The 14,623-nt window shown below is 68.3% G+C and carries 11 protein-coding genes; 5 read left to right on the top strand and 6 right to left on the bottom strand.

Going from position 1 to position 14,623, the window contains the following annotated elements:
* Nucleotides 1-123 precede the first annotated feature (123 nt).
* From AruCF_RS01125 to AruCF_RS01105, 5 genes are all read left to right on the top strand, one after another.
* Entirely contained in the window at nt 124-942 is an 819-nt protein-coding gene (locus AruCF_RS01125; protein WP_049070621.1) for a hypothetical protein, read from the top strand.
* Nucleotides 943-1,302: 360 nt separating this feature from the next.
* Nucleotides 1,303-6,042 carry a glutamate synthase-related protein gene (locus tag AruCF_RS01120; RefSeq protein ID WP_049070619.1) on the top strand — a complete coding sequence of 1,580 codons (4,740 nt, stop codon included), beginning with the start codon at nt 1,303-1,305 and terminating at the stop codon, nt 6,040-6,042.
* An 8-nt stretch (nt 6,043-6,050) separates the two neighbouring features.
* On the top strand, nt 6,051-7,517 hold the full coding sequence (locus AruCF_RS01115) for a glutamate synthase subunit beta (RefSeq protein ID WP_049070617.1): 1,467 nt from the start codon (nt 6,051-6,053) through the stop codon (nt 7,515-7,517).
* Between the two features lie 141 nt (nt 7,518-7,658).
* The gene (locus AruCF_RS01110; RefSeq protein ID WP_049070615.1) at nt 7,659-8,237 is read left to right on the top strand and encodes a chromate transporter; all 579 of its coding nucleotides are present in this window, start codon (nt 7,659-7,661) and stop codon (nt 8,235-8,237) included.
* Entirely contained in the window at nt 8,234-8,761 is a 528-nt protein-coding gene (locus AruCF_RS01105; protein WP_049070613.1) for a chromate transporter, read from the top strand. The genes AruCF_RS01110 and AruCF_RS01105 overlap by 4 nt, the downstream gene beginning before the upstream one ends.
* Before the next feature lie 34 nt (nt 8,762-8,795).
* Here AruCF_RS01105 and AruCF_RS01100 read toward each other — a convergent pair whose 3' ends face one another.
* From AruCF_RS01100 to AruCF_RS01075, 6 genes are all read right to left on the bottom strand, one after another.
* Entirely contained in the window at nt 8,796-10,133 is a 1,338-nt protein-coding gene (locus AruCF_RS01100) for a purine-cytosine permease family protein (protein ID WP_049070611.1), read from the bottom strand.
* A 153-nt stretch (nt 10,134-10,286) separates the two neighbouring features.
* On the bottom strand, nt 10,287-11,276 hold the full coding sequence (locus AruCF_RS01095) for a 5-oxoprolinase subunit C family protein (RefSeq protein WP_049070609.1): 990 nt from the start codon (nt 11,274-11,276) through the stop codon (nt 10,287-10,289).
* A complete protein-coding gene (locus tag AruCF_RS01090; protein ID WP_049070607.1) occupies nt 11,266-12,141 on the bottom strand; it encodes a 5-oxoprolinase subunit B family protein in 876 nt (291 codons plus the stop codon). Before AruCF_RS01090 ends, AruCF_RS01095 begins: the two co-directional genes overlap by 11 nt.
* Nucleotides 12,138-13,526, bottom strand: coding sequence for an acetyl-CoA carboxylase biotin carboxylase subunit (locus AruCF_RS01085; protein WP_049070605.1), 1,389 nt, complete (start codon nt 13,524-13,526; stop codon nt 12,138-12,140). Before AruCF_RS01085 ends, AruCF_RS01090 begins: the two co-directional genes overlap by 4 nt.
* 3 nt (nt 13,527-13,529) lie before the next feature.
* Nucleotides 13,530-13,772 (bottom strand): acetyl-CoA carboxylase, encoded by a 243-nt coding sequence (locus AruCF_RS01080; protein ID WP_049070603.1) that lies wholly within the window; start codon nt 13,770-13,772, stop codon nt 13,530-13,532.
* 38 nt (nt 13,773-13,810) lie between these two features.
* A complete protein-coding gene (locus tag AruCF_RS01075; protein WP_049070601.1) occupies nt 13,811-14,581 on the bottom strand; it encodes a 5-oxoprolinase subunit PxpA in 771 nt (256 codons plus the stop codon).
* Nucleotides 14,582-14,623: the final 42 nt, after the last annotated feature.

The following is a 14,623-nucleotide window of genomic DNA, read 5'->3' as shown; positions in this document are numbered from 1 at the left end:
CACAAAAAGTATCGATTCCGTGCCCATATTGTGATCACGGGGCTTGACCAGCGTCCACCGTGGCACTATTTATATACGTGAGAGAAGACAACCCGTTCTTCTGGAAGCGCAAGCCCTGACACTATGGCCCGTCTGCCCCGTCTGTACGCCCCTGGGCTGCCCCAACTGGTGCAGGCCAACTTCATTCAGCCGCTGGCGGCGCCGTCCCAGCCCGCCCCGGCCGATATCCTCAACCAACTGGCCGCGTGGCTCGGCGAATCCGCCCAGCGGCATCGGGTGTCGGTGCACGGCTGGCTGCTGGCCAACGACCGCATCCTGCTGCTGGCCACCCCGGCCGACGAGGAAGGCCTGCCGCGCCTGATGCAGACGCTGGGCCGCAACCTGGCCGCGCGCCTGCGGGGCGGCCGCGTGTTTGCCGGCCGCTACCGCTCGGCCCTGCTCGAGCCCGGCGCGTGGGTGCTGCCGGCGCTGGTCTGGCTGGAAACCTACCCGGTGCGCAGCGGCGCTTCCCAAGACCCCGATTCCTGGCCCTGGTCGTCGGCCTCCAGCCATACCGGCAACACCACCGCCGCTCCGGCGCAGTGGCAGTCCGACCACGCCGACTACTGGGCCTGCGGCAATACGCCGTTCGACCGCCAGGCCAACTATCGCAAGCGCCTGCAGGACGGCCTGTCGCGCGAGGAAACCCAGCGCATCGATCAAGCCGTCTCGGGCCAATGGGCGCTGGGCGGCCCGAGCTTCATCGCCAGCCTGGCCCACACCGCCAGCCGGCGCGTGGCCCCTGGCCAGCGCGGACGCCCGCGCAAGAAGCCCGCCGCGCCGGCCACGGCCGACACCGATCAGGCGGCTCCGCCCTCACCGGCCCCATCGCCGGCGCCGACCAGCCCTGGCAATGGGCCCGGTACCGGCTCCGGGACCGGCAACCCCGGCTCCACTTCCTGACAGAGCGCCTTCGGGCGCTTTTTTCATGCCCGCTTCGCGCGAGCCTGCGCGAGGTGATGGCACGGCCAGCGCCCGCGGGCGGCCGTTCCTTGGTCAGCCAAAAAACATCAAAATAAATGGGGACATAAAATAGGAAAAATAGGGGTTTTACTACCCTCGGCACCCGATCTCCACACTACGCCACCGGGAAAGCCTTTATTGGCGCGGCCGTTGTTTTGTCCCCATATTTATGCTCTATGATGGTGCGCCAATTTATTTAGGGTCGCACCCCTTATATTCCTATTGCACCCTACTGCGCGCGGGGGTATTGTCCGTTCCTGCACTGCAACATTAGAACGCAGTCTTACTGCGGAGCGCGCCATGCCCCAAATCACCCCGAACGAATCCTGTCCCACCCCCAAGGCGACCCCGATCGATGCCAGCCGCATCGGCCTGCCGCCGGCCCAGGGCCTGTACCACCCCAAGAACGAGCATGACGCCTGTGGCGTGGGCTTCGTGGCGCACATCAAGGGCAAGAAAAGCCACGCCATCATCCAGCAGGGCCTGAAGATCCTGGAAAACCTCGATCACCGCGGCGCGGTGGGCGCGGACAAGCTGATGGGCGACGGCGCCGGCATCCTGATCCAGATCCCCGACACGCTCTACCGCGACGAGTTCGCCCAGCACGGCATCACCCTGCCGCCGCCCGGCGAATACGGCGTGGCCATGGTGTTCCTGCCCAAGGAAACCGCCTCGCGCCTGGCCTGCGAACAGGAACTGGAGCGCTCGGTGCGCGCCGAGGGCCAGGTCGTGCTGGGCTGGCGCAACGTGCCCGTGGACGTCGACATGCCCATGTCGCCCACCGTGCGCGACTGCGAACCCGTGATCCGCCAGCTGTTCATCGGCCGCGGCGCCGATGTGATGGTGCCCGACGCGCTCGAACGCAAGCTGTACGTGATCCGCAAGACCGCCAGCCACGCCATCCAGAACATGCATCTGGCGCACGGCAAGGAATACTTCGTGCCCTCGGCTTCGGTGCGCACCGTGGTCTACAAGGGCCTGCTGCTGGCCGACCAGGTCGGCCGCTACTACCGCGACCTGGCCGATCCGCGCACCGTGTCGGCGCTGGCGCTGGTGCACCAACGCTTCTCGACCAACACCTTCCCGGCCTGGCCGCTGGCCCACCCGTACCGCATGATCGCCCACAACGGCGAAATCAACACGGTCAAGGGCAACTTCAACTGGCTGCGCGCCCGCGAAGGCATGATGCAGTCGGCCGTGCTGGGCGACGACCTGAAAAAGCTCTACCCCATCGTCTATGAAGGCCAGTCGGACACCGCCACGTTCGACAACTGCCTGGAACTGCTGGTGAACTCGGGCTACTCGCTGGCCCACGCCATGATGATGATGATCCCGGAAGCCTGGGAACAGCACACGCAGATGGACGAAAGCCGCCGCGCTTTCTATGAATACCACGCCGCCATGATGGAGCCGTGGGACGGCCCCGCCGCGGTCGCGTTCACCGACGGCCGCCAGATCGGCGCCACGCTCGACCGCAATGGCCTGCGCCCGGCGCGCTACCTGGTGACCGACGACGACATGGTCATCCTGGCCTCGGAAGCCGGCACCCTGTCGATCCCCGAGAACCGCATCGTCAAGAAGTGGCGCCTGCAGCCGGGCAAGATGTTCCTGATCGACCTGGAACAGGGCCGCATCATCGACGACGCCGAGATCAAGCTGCAACTGGCCAACAGCCGTCCGTACCGCCAGTGGATCGAACGCCTGCAGATCAAGCTGGAATCGCTGCCGGCCCCGCGCCAGGCCGCCGTCGCCACGCAATCGTCGGTGTCGCTGCTGGATCGCCAGCAGGCCTTCGGCTGGACCCAGGAAGACTACAAGTTCATCCTGGAACCCATGGCCTCGACCGGCGAGGAAGTGATCGGCTCGATGGGCAACGACGCCCCGCTGGCCGTGCTGTCCGACCGCGCCAAGCCGTTCTACAACTATTTCCGCCAGCTGTTCGCCCAGGTCACCAACCCGCCGATCGACCCGATCCGCGAGCAGATGGTGATGTCGCTGGTGTCGTTCATCGGCCCCAAGCCCAACCTGCTGGACATCAACAACGTCAACCCGCCGCTGCGCCTGGAAGTGTCGCAGCCGGTGCTGGACTTCGCCGCCATGGCGCAGATCCGCGACATCGAGCAGGTGACGGGCAAGAAATTCCGCAGCTTCGAGCTGGACATCACCTACCCAGCCGCCTGGGGGCCCGAGGGCATCGAAGCCCGCGTGGCCGCGCTGTGCGCGCGCGCCGTGGACGCGGTGCAAAGCGGCTACAACATCCTGATCGTGTCGGACCGCCTGGTCGACAGCGAGCGCGTGGCCATCCCCGCGCTGCTGGCCACCTCGGCGGTGCACCAGCACCTGATCCGCGCCGGCCTGCGCACCAACACCGGCCTGGTGGTGGAAACCGGCTCGGCCCGCGAAGTGCACCACTTCGCGCTGCTCGGCGGCTATGGCGCCGAAGCCATCCACCCCTACCTGGCGCTGGAATCGCTGGGCAAGATGAGCGACCCGGAAAAGGCCGTCAAGAATTTCATCAAGGCGATCGGCAAGGGCCTGAACAAGGTGATGTCCAAGATGGGCATCTCCACCTACATGTCCTACACCGGCGCCCAGATCTTCGAAGCGGTCGGCCTGCAGAGCAGCCTGGTGAACAAGTACTTCACCGGCACCGCCTCCAACATCGAAGGCATCGGCATCTTCCAGGTGGCCGAGGAAGCGCTGCGCCAGCACCGCGCCGCCTTCGGCAGCGACCCGGTCCTGGCGAACGACCTCGAAGCGGGCGGCGAGTACGCCTACCGCGTGCGGGGCGAAGAGCACATGTGGACGCCCGACTCCATCGCCAAGCTGCAGCATGCCTCGCGCGCCAACAACTACCGCACGTACAAGGAGTACGCGCAGATCATCAACGACCAGAGCCGCCGTCACATGACGCTGCGCGGCCTGTTCGAGTTCCGCTTCGATCCGTCGCGCGCCATCCCGCTCGATGACGTCGAGCCGGCCAAGGACATCGTCAAGCGCTTCGCCACCGGCGCCATGTCGCTGGGCTCGATCTCGACCGAGGCTCACTCGGTGCTGGCCGTGGCCATGAACCGCATCGGCGGCAAGTCCAACACCGGCGAAGGCGGCGAAGACGAACTGCGCTACCGCGCCGAAATGCGCGAGGGCCGCAGCACCATCAAGGACGGCGACACGCTGGCCTCGGTGCTCGGTTCCGATCGCATCGAAGCCGACGTCGCGCTCAAGAAGGGCGACTCGCTGCGCTCGAAGATCAAGCAGGTGGCCTCCGGCCGCTTCGGCGTCACCGCCGAGTACCTGTCGTCGGCCGACCAGATCCAGATCAAGATGGCGCAGGGCGCCAAGCCCGGCGAAGGCGGCCAGTTGCCCGGCCACAAGGTCTCCGAATACATCGCCAAGCTGCGCTACTCGGTGCCGGGCGTGGGCCTGATCTCGCCGCCGCCGCACCACGACATCTACTCGATCGAAGACCTGGCGCAGCTGATCCACGACCTGAAGAACGTCAACGCCAAGGCCTCGATCTCGGTCAAGCTGGTGTCGGAAGTCGGCGTCGGCACGGTGGCCGCGGGCGTGGCCAAGGCCAAGGCCGACCACGTCGTGATCGCCGGCCATGACGGCGGCACGGGCGCCTCGCCGGTCTCGTCCATCAAGCACGTCGGCACGCCCTGGGAACTGGGCCTGGCCGAAACCCAGCAGACGCTGGTGCTGAACCGCCTGCGCAGCCGCATCCGCGTGCAGGCCGACGGCCAGATGAAGACCGGCCGCGACGTCGTCATCGGCGCGCTGCTGGGCGCGGACGAATTCGGTTTCGCCACGGCGCCGCTGGTTGTCGAAGGCTGCATCATGATGCGCAAGTGCCACCTGAACACCTGCCCGGTGGGCGTGGCCACGCAGGATCCGGTGCTGCGCAAGAAGTTCCAGGGCAAGCCCGAGCACGTCGTCAACTTCTTCTTCTTCATTGCCGAGGAAGTGCGCGAGATCATGGCCCAGCTGGGCATCCGCAAGTTCGACGACCTGATCGGCCGCGCCGACCTGCTGGACATGCGCTCGGGCGTCGAGCACTGGAAGGCGCAGGGCCTGGACTTCACCCGCGTGTTCCACCAGACGCAGTCCGACGCCGAAGTGCGCCAGACCGAAGAACAGGATCACGGCCTGGCCGGCGCGCTCGATCACCAGCTGATCGAGCGCAGCAAGCCGGCGCTGGAGCGCGGCGAGAAGGTCTCGTTCATCGTGCCGGTGCGCAACCGCAACCGCACCATCGGCGCCATGCTGTCGGGCGCCGTGGCCGCGCGCTACGGCCACGACGGCCTGCCGGACGACACCATCCACATCCAGTGCAACGGCACCGCCGGCCAGAGTTTCGGCGCGTTCCTGGCCCATGGCATCACCATGGACCTGGTGGGCGAAGGCAACGACTACGTCGGCAAGGGCCTGTCGGGCGGCCGCATCATCGTGCGCTCGCCCAATGACTTCCGCGGCTTCGGCCCCGACCACATCATCGCCGGCAATACCGTCCTGTACGGCGCGCTGGCGGGCGAGGCCTTCTTCAACGGCGTGGCCGGCGAACGCTTCGCGGTGCGCAACTCGGGCGCCGCCACGGTCGTGGAAGGCACCGGCGACCACGGCTGCGAATACATGACGGGCGGCACCGTGGTGGTGCTGGGCGCCACCGGCCGCAACTTCGCCGCCGGCATGTCGGGCGGCGTGGCCTATGTGTGGGATCCGGAACGCACGCTCAAGCAGCGCGCCAACCTGTCGATGGTCGAACTGGAAGCCGTGCTGCCGCACGCGGAACAGCAGGCCCAGAACAACATCGACGTCTGGCACAGCGCGCAGCGCGGCGGCGAGCGCGAGACGGATGAAGCCATCCTGCGCCGCCTGGTGGAAGACCACTTCCGCTACACCGGCAGCTTCCGCGCCCGCGAAATCCTGGGCGACTGGGAAGCCTCGCGCGGCAAATTCGTAAAGGTCATGCCGACGGACTACCGCCGCGCATTGGGTGAAATGTGGCGTGCAGCCAACCCGCAACAACTGGCTGCGTGAGGGATACCATGGGAAAGATTACCGGCTTTATGGAATACCAGCGCCTGCAGGAGGCCGCCGAGGCCCCGCAGAAGCGGCTGAAGAACTGGCGCGAATTCGTGCTGCACCTGACCGACGACCAGGCCAAGCAGCAGGCGGCGCGCTGCATGGACTGCGGCATCCCGTTCTGCAACAACGGCTGCCCGGTCAACAACATCATCCCCGACTGGAATGACCTGGTGTACAAGCAGGACTGGCGCCGCGCGCTGGACGTGCTGCACTCCACCAACAACTTCCCGGAATTCACCGGCCGCATCTGCCCGGCGCCGTGCGAGGCCGCCTGTACCTTGAACATCAACAGCGACGCCGTGGGCATCAAGTCCATCGAGCACGCCATCATCGACAAGGGCTGGGCCGAGGGCTGGGTCACGCCGCAAGTGCCGGCGCGCAAGACCGGCAAGAAGGTCGCCGTGGTGGGCTCCGGCCCCGCCGGCCTGGCCTGCGCGCAGCAACTGGCGCGCGCCGGCCACTCGGTGACGCTGTTCGAGAAGAGCGACCGCATCGGCGGGCTGCTGCGCTACGGCATCCCCGACTTCAAGCTGGAAAAGCACCAGATCGACCGCCGCATCTCGCAGATGGAAGCCGAAGGCGTGGAATTCGCGCCCTCCACCTACGTCGGCAACCCGTCCGACCCGGTGGCCGACGGCCTGACCGTGCGCACCCCCGACTCGCTGCTGGCCGAATTCGACGCCGTGGTGATGAGCGGCGGTTCGGAAACCCCGCGCGACCTGCCGGTGCCGGGCCGCGAGTTGTCGGGCGTCTATTTCGCCATGGACTTCCTGCGCCAGCAGAACAAGGCCGTGGCGGGCGACCGCCTCACCAACCAGACGCTGGCCAAGGGCAAGCATGTGGTGGTGATCGGCGGCGGCGACACCGGTTCCGACTGCGTCGGCACCAGCAACCGCCATGGCGCCGCCTCGGTCACCCAGTTCGAACTGCTGCCGCAGCCGCCCGAGTCCGAGAACAAGGCCATGACCTGGCCCTACTGGCCGCTGAAGATGCGCACCTCGTCCTCGCACGAGGAAGGCTGCGAACGCGACTGGTCGGTGACCACCAAGCTGCTCAAGGGCAGCAACGGCAAGGTCGAGAAGCTGGTCGGCGCCCGCGTCGAGTGGTTCAAGGATGAATCGACCGGCCAGATGAAGATGCGCGAGGTCGAGGGCTCGGAATTCGAGATCAAGGCCGACCTGGTGCTGCTGGCCATGGGCTTCGTGTCGCCGGTGCAGGCCGTGCTGGATGCCTTCGGCGTCGACCGCGACGCGCGCGGCAACGTGCGCGCCAACACCGACGACTACCGCACCAACGTGGAAAAGGTCTTCACCGCCGGCGACATGCGTCGCGGCCAGTCGCTGGTGGTCTGGGCCATCCGCGAAGGCCGCCAGTGCGCGCGCTCGGTGGACGCCTACCTGATGGGGTCGAGCGACTTGCCGCGCTGAGCGCGCCGCGCCGCCGCGCCGGTCGCCGACCGGCCCCCGCTTTCGCCGCCCGGCACGTCGTGCCCGGCGGCGAAATTCTTTCAGCCAGCCGACATTTCGCATTGCGTAAGATGCGGTCATCGCCCCATCGCGCTGCCTGCCATGTCCTCCGCTGACCCCGCCGTTGCCGCCCCGCCGACACTGCCGCAGATTTTCCTGGCCTTCGCCAAGGTCGGCCTGACCAGCTTCGGCGGCGGCCTGAGCGGCTGGATGATGCGCGAATTCGTGCAGCAGCGGCGCTGGCTGTCCGAAGCCGATTTCCTCAGCGGCCTGGCGCTGGCGCAGTCGTTCCCGGGGGTGAACGTGGTGAACCTGGCCATCTGGATCGGCTTTCGCCTGCGCGGCGGCGCCGGCGCGCTGCTGGGCGGACTGGGCATCACCGTGCCGCCCATGCTGGTGGCGATCGGCGCGGCCGCGCTGTTCGCCAGCATGGCGCAGTCGCAGGGCCTGCACGTGGCCATGGCGGGCGTGGCGGCGGCGGCGGTCGGGGTGTCGCTGCAGACCGGCCTGCGCGCCGCCCGGCGCGCGTTGCAGGGCTGGGTGCCGGCCGCCGTCATGGGCGTGACCTTCGCCGCCATCTTCCTGCTGCGCCTGCCGCTGCTGTGGGTGGTGGGCGCGATGGCGCCCCTGTCGATCGGCATCGCCTACGCGCGACTGCGGCGCCGGGAGCGGCAACCATGAACCTGGCCACGCTGCACGACCTGTTCTCGGTGTTCACGCCGCTGTCGTTCCTGACGGTCGGAGGCGGCCAGAGCATCCTGCCCGACATCCACCGCCAGGCGGTGGACAGCTATGGCTGGATCAGCGAATCGCAGTTCCTGGATTACTTTGCGTTGTCCCGCATCACGCCGGGCCCGGCGTCGCTGCTGGTGACGCTGATCGGCTGGCAGGTGGGCGGGTGGCTGGGCGCGATGGCCGCCTCGATCGCGATCTTCCTGCCCTGCTCGCTGCTGATCTACGCGCTGGCGCGGGTCTGGGCGCGCTACCGCCACGCCACCTGCGTCCGCGCCATCGAGGCGGGCCTGGTGCCAGTGGCCGCCGGCATGATCCTGGCCTCGTCGTGCACGGTACTGCGGGCCGCCGAAGGCGGGGCCTGGGCCTGGGGCATGGCCGCGGCCTCCACGCTGGCGCTGGTCTATACCCGCGTCAGCCCGTTTCTGATGCTGGCATTGGGCGCGCTCGTATTCCTGGCCGCGCTGGCCTGAGCCGGCGCCCCAACCAGCGCCGGACGCCGCGCGGCTAGGCGCCGCCGCGCTGCATGCGCGGCCCCGAGACCGCCGCCTGCCCCAGCCAGTACACCGCGCCCGCCACCACAAAGCTGGCCGGCGCCGCGAAGGTCGCGGCGATGCCGTTCAGGTGCATCAGCACCAGGCCGCTGGCCGCGCCCGCGAACCAGGCGCCCAGGCCGCGGCGGTTGTAGGCGCTGCCCCCGCCTGGCGCCGGCGCGGCTTCGTCCACCGCCAGGATGTGCACCAGCGCCACGGCGACCCACGCCACCACGAAGATGCCCTGGTAGGCCAGCGCCTGCAGCAGATAGGCGAACACGTCGAACAGCATCAGCGCGTATGACACCGCGCCCACGATCACCGCCCAGGCGGCCTTGGACAGGCGCGCCTGGCCGAAGCGCGCGAAGAAGGCCTGCATGTTGATGGTGGCCAGGTAGTAGTTGGCGGTGTTGATGCGGGTCTGCGTCACCCAGACGAAGAACAGGCCGCCCAGCCCCATCAGCTTGAGCAGCGCCAGCACCACCGACACCTCGCTCAGGGCGCCGTCGCCGGGAATGATGGCGACCAGGTAGATGCCGGCCACGCCGTTGAGCAGGAAGGTCACCAGGTAGAACGGCATGCCGAAGTTGTAGCGGCCGTGGTAGCGCGCGTCTTCGCGACGGCCGAAGCGCGCGTAGTCGAAGGTGAACATCATCAGGATCCACACGCCCATGTAGTACACGTAGGCGTCCCACCAGCCGCCCGCCACCGGCCCGCCAGCCGGGCCGAACGCCAGCCAGGCGTCGCTGTAGCCGTACTCGCGCGTGGCCAGCGCCACCGCCAGCAGCAGGCCGCCCAGGTAGAACGGCAGCAGCACGCCGTTGAACTTGTCGAGCCAGCGCTGCACGCTGCCGAAGATCAGCAGCACGCTGTAGACGACCACCAGCAGCGCGAAGGCCCAATAGGGCACGGCCGGAAACATGTGGTGCGCGGCGACCGCCATCACCGAGCCCTCGAACACGGCGTAGTAGATGGCGGTGGCAAAGAAGATCAGGGTGGCCAGCGCCGCGCCCGAGGTGCCGAACACGCTGCGAGAGAACAGCGCCACCGACTGGCCGGTGCGGATGGCGTAACGCGAGATCACGGCGTTGATCAGGCCATAGGAAATCACCGACAGCACCATGCCGATGATGGCGTTGCGGGCGCCGTAGTTGAGCGCCAGCGTGGCGCCGACCACGATGTAGAAGATGGCGCTGCACACGGCCCACCAGGCCATGGTGAGCGGGAATCGGCCCATGCGGTCGGCATCGGCCACGGTGGCTAGGGAAGTGTCCCGGTCGGAGGACGAGGAGCTGGAAGCAAGGTTGGCCATGGAGGCTCTCCTGACGTGCTGAAGAACCGCGGAATGCGGACGGGTACGGCGTGCAGCGTGTGAAACTCAAATGCACAGGCGCGAGCGCGCCCGTCCGGCCCGTCGGAACGGGCCGGAAGGAAAACAGCAATCAACGGGAAAGCGGGGCGGGGATCAGCCCAGGGCGGCGCGCAGCCGCTCGAGGCGGGCGCGGTAGTCCTTGCGGGCCTGCAAAGCCGTCTCCAGCGTGACCCGCTCGAACCGGGCCTGCTGGTTGGGCTGCATCTGGCCGACCTTGTCGAGATCCGCGCTGATCACGGTGCCGATCATGGCGTAGCCGCCGCCGGACACGGCATCGCGATGCAGGATGATGGGTTCCACCCCCGCCGGCACCTGGATCGAACCAATGGGATAGCAGGCGTCGACGATGTTGGACGGATCGGCGCCAGCGCCGAACGGCTGTTCGCGCGGCTGGAACTTCAGCGCGCGGCCCTTCTTGTAGCGGTAGCCGATGCGGTCGGCTTCCGAGGTCACGCTCCAGGCGTCCTCGTAGAACGAGGCGGCCGATTCCGGCATCAGGCGATGGTCGTACAGGCCCGGCACCACGCGCAGCACCTGTTCCTTGGGACACTCGCTGGCGAGCGCCGCCGGCAGCGCGCGGCCGACCCGCGTCCCGGGGCGCGGCGCGCCCACGCGCAGGCGGTCGCCGGCCTGCAGGCGGCGGCCTTCGAAGCCACCAATGGCGCCCAGCGTGTAGGTCGAACGGCTCCCCAGCACCTCGGGCACGTCGATCCCGCCGGCGATCGCCAGGCAGGCGCGCGCGCCGGCCTGCACGAAATCGAACGACAGCCGGGCGCCGGCCGGCACCGCCAGCGCGGTGTTGCAGGCCTGTGCCTGGCCATCGATCTTGGGCGTCATGGTGGCGCCGGTGACGGCAATCACCGCGGCGCGGGTGAAGCGCAATTCGGGGCCCATCAGCGTGCATTCCAGCACCGCCGCGTCCTCGGGATTGCCCACCAGCAGATTGGCGGCGGCCAGCGCGTACTGGTCCAGCGCGCCCGAGGGCGGAATGCCCAGGTGGTAGTAGCCCTGGCGGCCACGATCCTGGACCGACGTCGCCAGCCCGGGCTTGATTACTTCGATGAGCGGTTCGTCATGCGACATGGAGCGTCTCCAGAAGGCGGGCGTTGTACTGTTCGGGCGCCGCCATGAATTCGGACAGCGAGAACGACACGGGACGGATGTCGAGCTGGAAGGTGCCGGCCTCGACCCGCGCCACTGCGGCGTCGTACTCGGCGCGGCTGATCGGCTTGAACTTGACGATGTCCCCGGGACGGAAGAACACCATCGAGTCGCGCAGGTGCGCCGGGCGCTGCGCGGGCTCGAAGATCGGCGCGGGCGTCACGCCGAACATCTGGTAGCCGCCCGCGCCGCGCACGGAATAGATGCAGGCGAAGCAACCGCCATGTCCCACCGTGTGCTTGGGCGTGTCGGTGCGCGGCCGCAGGTACTTGGGCACTTCCAGCTGGCGTTCGCGCTCGACCATCTGGAACATGAACGGCAGCCCGGCCACGAAACCGACCATCGACACGAACCACGGCGCACTGGAATGCGCGGCGATGAATGCATCGGTATCGGCAAAGCCGTTGATGCGCGCGGCGTATTCCAGGTCGGTCGAGTCCGGGTCCTGGTGGCGCTCGCGAAAGCGCATCAGCGTCTCGTGGGTCCAGGGGTCGTTGTAGAGCACCGGCACCTGGATGACGCGGGTGTCGAGCCGCAGGTTGTCCAGATCGATGGTGGCCTCGATCTCGCGCAGGATGGCCAGCATGGCCTCGGGTGCGACCTGCTCGGGGTCGTAGCGGATCTGGTACGAAGCGTTGGCCGGGCAGATCTCGCTGACACCGGGCACGGCGCGTTCGCGCAGCGCGCGCGTGATCGCCATGCCCTTGAAGAACGCCGCCAGCGACATCGATTCGCTGATCTCGGCGAAGATGAATTCATCGCCGCCATGGGTGTAGCGCACCGTCATTGGGTCCCCTCCCGCTGCTGCATCCAGCTTTCCAGATAGTTGGTGTGATAGTCGCCGGCCAGCACGCCCGCATCGGCCACCAGGGCGCGGTGCAGGGCCAGCGTCGACGGCACGCCTTCGAATTCGGTTTCATCCAGCGCGCGCGCCATCCGCGCCAGCGCGGCGCCGCGATCCTCGTCCCATACGATCAACTTGGCCAGCAGCGAATCGTAGTAGGGCGGCACCACGCTGCCGGCATACACCATCGAGTCGATGCGCACCCCCGGACCGGCCGGCCAGCGCACGTGCGACACGGTGCCGGGGCCCGGCGCGAAATTGCGTGCCGGGTCTTCGGCGTTCAGGCGGCATTCGATGGCGGCGCCGCGCATGGCGATGTCCGCTTGCTTGAGACGCAGAGGCTCGCCGTCGGCGATGCGCAGCATCTCGCGCACCAGGTCGATGCCGGTGATGGCCTCGGTGATGGGATGCTCGACCTGGATGCGCGTGTTCATTTCGATGAAGTAGAACTCGCCGCGGGTCTCGTCGTACAGGTATTCCAGCGTGCCGGCACCGCGATAGCCCACCGATTCGGTCAGGCGCAGCGCCGATTCGCACAGCGCCTGGCGCAGCGCGGGGCTCAGCGCCGGCGACGGCGCTTCCTCGAACACCTTCTGGCGGCGGCGCTGCAGCGAGCATTCGCGCTCAAACAGGTGCACCGCGCGCTCGCCGTCGCCCAGCACCTGCACCTCGATATGGCGGGCGCGCGGCAGGTAGCGCTCCAGGTAGACGCCGCCATCGCCGAACGCGGCGCGCGCCTCGGCCTGGGCCATGGGAATGGCCTCGCGCAGCTGCGCCTCGTCGGCCGCCACGCGGATGCCACGGCCGCCGCCGCCGGCACTCGCCTTGATCATCAGGGGATAACCGATCTGCGCCGCGTGGCTCAGGGCCTCGTCCAGCGAGCCGACCACGCCCTCGCTGCCCGGCACCGTCGGCACGCCCGCCGCCTTGGCGCAGGCGCGCGCCGCGGCCTTGTCGCCCATGCTGCGGATGGTGCGGGCATCGGGCCCGACGAACACCAGGCCGGCGTCGGTCACGGCCTGCGAGAAGTCGGCGTTCTCGGCCAGGAAGCCGTAGCCCGGGTGGATCGCGTCGGCGCCGCTGTCGCGCGCCGCCGCCAGCAGGGCCTCGGCGTTCAGATAGCTGCGCGTGGCGTGCGCCGGTCCGATGTGCACCGCCGCGTCGGCCAGGCGCACCGCCAGCGCGTCGCGGTCGGCGTCGCTGTAGACCGCCACCGTGCGCATGCCGAGTTCGCGCGCGGCGCGGATCACGCGCAGCGCGATCTCGCCGCGGTTGGCGACCAGCAGGGTGTGGATGCGGCGCGGCCGGTAGAAGGAATGCACGCCCATGCCTCAGCCCTCGATCCGCAGCAGGGCCTGGCCCGGTTCGACCGGGTCGCCATCGGCCACCAGGATCTCGGCGACCACGCCGCCGATCTCGGCCTCGATCTGGTTGAACTGCTTCATCACCTCGACGATGCCGACCACGTCGCCGGGCTGGATGGCGGCGCCCACCTCGACGAACGGCGCGGCGTCGGGACTGGGACGGCGATAGAAGGTGCCGGGCAGGGGGCTCTGGATTTCTTGCTGCGACATGGGTTTTCTCCTTGGAATGTATGGGAATGATGGGCGGATCAGGACAGCCGCGGCGGCGCGATGCGGATGCCGTGCGCCTCCAGGCGGGCGCGGGTGGCCTGCACCAGCGCGAGCGCGCCGGGGGTGTCGCTGTGGATGCAGACGGAGTCGAAGCCGATTGGAATGTCGCGGCCGTCCACGGTGCGCACCTTGCCGTCGGTGCACGCGCGCAGCACCTTGTCGGCCACCTGCTCCGGATCGAGCGCCTGGGTGTAGCGCGTGAACACGATCGAGCCGCTGGCGTCGTAGTCGCGGTCCGCGTAGAACTCGCGCACCACCGGCAGGCCCAGCTCGCGCGCCACCTTGCAGGTCAGCGAGTTCTCCATGCAATACAGCATCAGCGTGGGCTCCAGGTCGCGCAGCGTCTGCACCAGGCGGCGCGACAGGGTTTCATCGCGCGCGGCGCGCATGTAGAGCGCGCCATGCGGCTTGACGTGCTGCAGCCGCAGGCCATAGAGGCGGGCGAATTCGCGCAGCGCGCCGACCTGGTAGACGATGTCGTTGACCAGGCCCTCGGCGTTCTCGTTCAGGTCGCGGCGGCCGAAGCCGACCAGGTCGCGAAAGCCGGGATGCGCGCCGATGCCGATGCCATGCTCGCGCGCCATCACCACGGTGCGGTTCATGATGTTGGGATCGCCGGCGTGAAAGCCGGTGGCGATGTTGGCCGAGCTGATCAGCGGCATGATGGCGTCGTCCACGTCATCGCCGATCTTCCAGGAACCAAAGCCCTCGCCCATATCGGAGTTCAGGTCTATCGTCGCCTTGCTCATGAAACAGGATCTCCTTCCGTTTGCGGGCCGGTGGCCCGCGCA

The sequence above is a fragment of the Achromobacter ruhlandii genome (genome assembly GCF_002082135.1).
In the GTDB taxonomy this organism is placed as follows: domain Bacteria; phylum Pseudomonadota; class Gammaproteobacteria; order Burkholderiales; family Burkholderiaceae_B; genus Achromobacter; species Achromobacter ruhlandii.
Note: the sequence above shows the minus strand (reverse complement) of the source record. Positions and strands in the feature narration are given on the sequence as shown.

Excerpts from the sequence above, each read along its gene's own strand:
- AruCF_RS01125 (WP_049070621.1), top strand. The coding sequence starts at position 124 with ATGGCCCGTCTGCCCCGTCTGTACGCCCCTGGGCTGCCCCAACTGGTG.
- AruCF_RS01120 (WP_049070619.1), top strand. The coding sequence starts at position 1,303 with ATGCCCCAAATCACCCCGAACGAATCCTGTCCCACCCCCAAGGCGACC.
- AruCF_RS01115 (WP_049070617.1), top strand. The coding sequence starts at position 6,051 with ATGGGAAAGATTACCGGCTTTATGGAATACCAGCGCCTGCAGGAGGCC.
- AruCF_RS01110 (WP_049070615.1), top strand. The coding sequence starts at position 7,659 with ATGTCCTCCGCTGACCCCGCCGTTGCCGCCCCGCCGACACTGCCGCAG.
- AruCF_RS01105 (WP_049070613.1), top strand. The coding sequence starts at position 8,234 with ATGAACCTGGCCACGCTGCACGACCTGTTCTCGGTGTTCACGCCGCTG.
- AruCF_RS01100 (WP_049070611.1), bottom strand. The coding sequence starts at position 10,133 with ATGGCCAACCTTGCTTCCAGCTCCTCGTCCTCCGACCGGGACACTTCC.
- AruCF_RS01095 (WP_049070609.1), bottom strand. The coding sequence starts at position 11,276 with ATGTCGCATGACGAACCGCTCATCGAAGTAATCAAGCCCGGGCTGGCG.
- AruCF_RS01090 (WP_049070607.1), bottom strand. The coding sequence starts at position 12,141 with ATGACGGTGCGCTACACCCATGGCGGCGATGAATTCATCTTCGCCGAG.
- AruCF_RS01085 (WP_049070605.1), bottom strand. The coding sequence starts at position 13,526 with ATGGGCGTGCATTCCTTCTACCGGCCGCGCCGCATCCACACCCTGCTG.
- AruCF_RS01080 (WP_049070603.1), bottom strand. The coding sequence starts at position 13,772 with ATGTCGCAGCAAGAAATCCAGAGCCCCCTGCCCGGCACCTTCTATCGC.
- AruCF_RS01075 (WP_049070601.1), bottom strand. The coding sequence starts at position 14,581 with ATGAGCAAGGCGACGATAGACCTGAACTCCGATATGGGCGAGGGCTTT.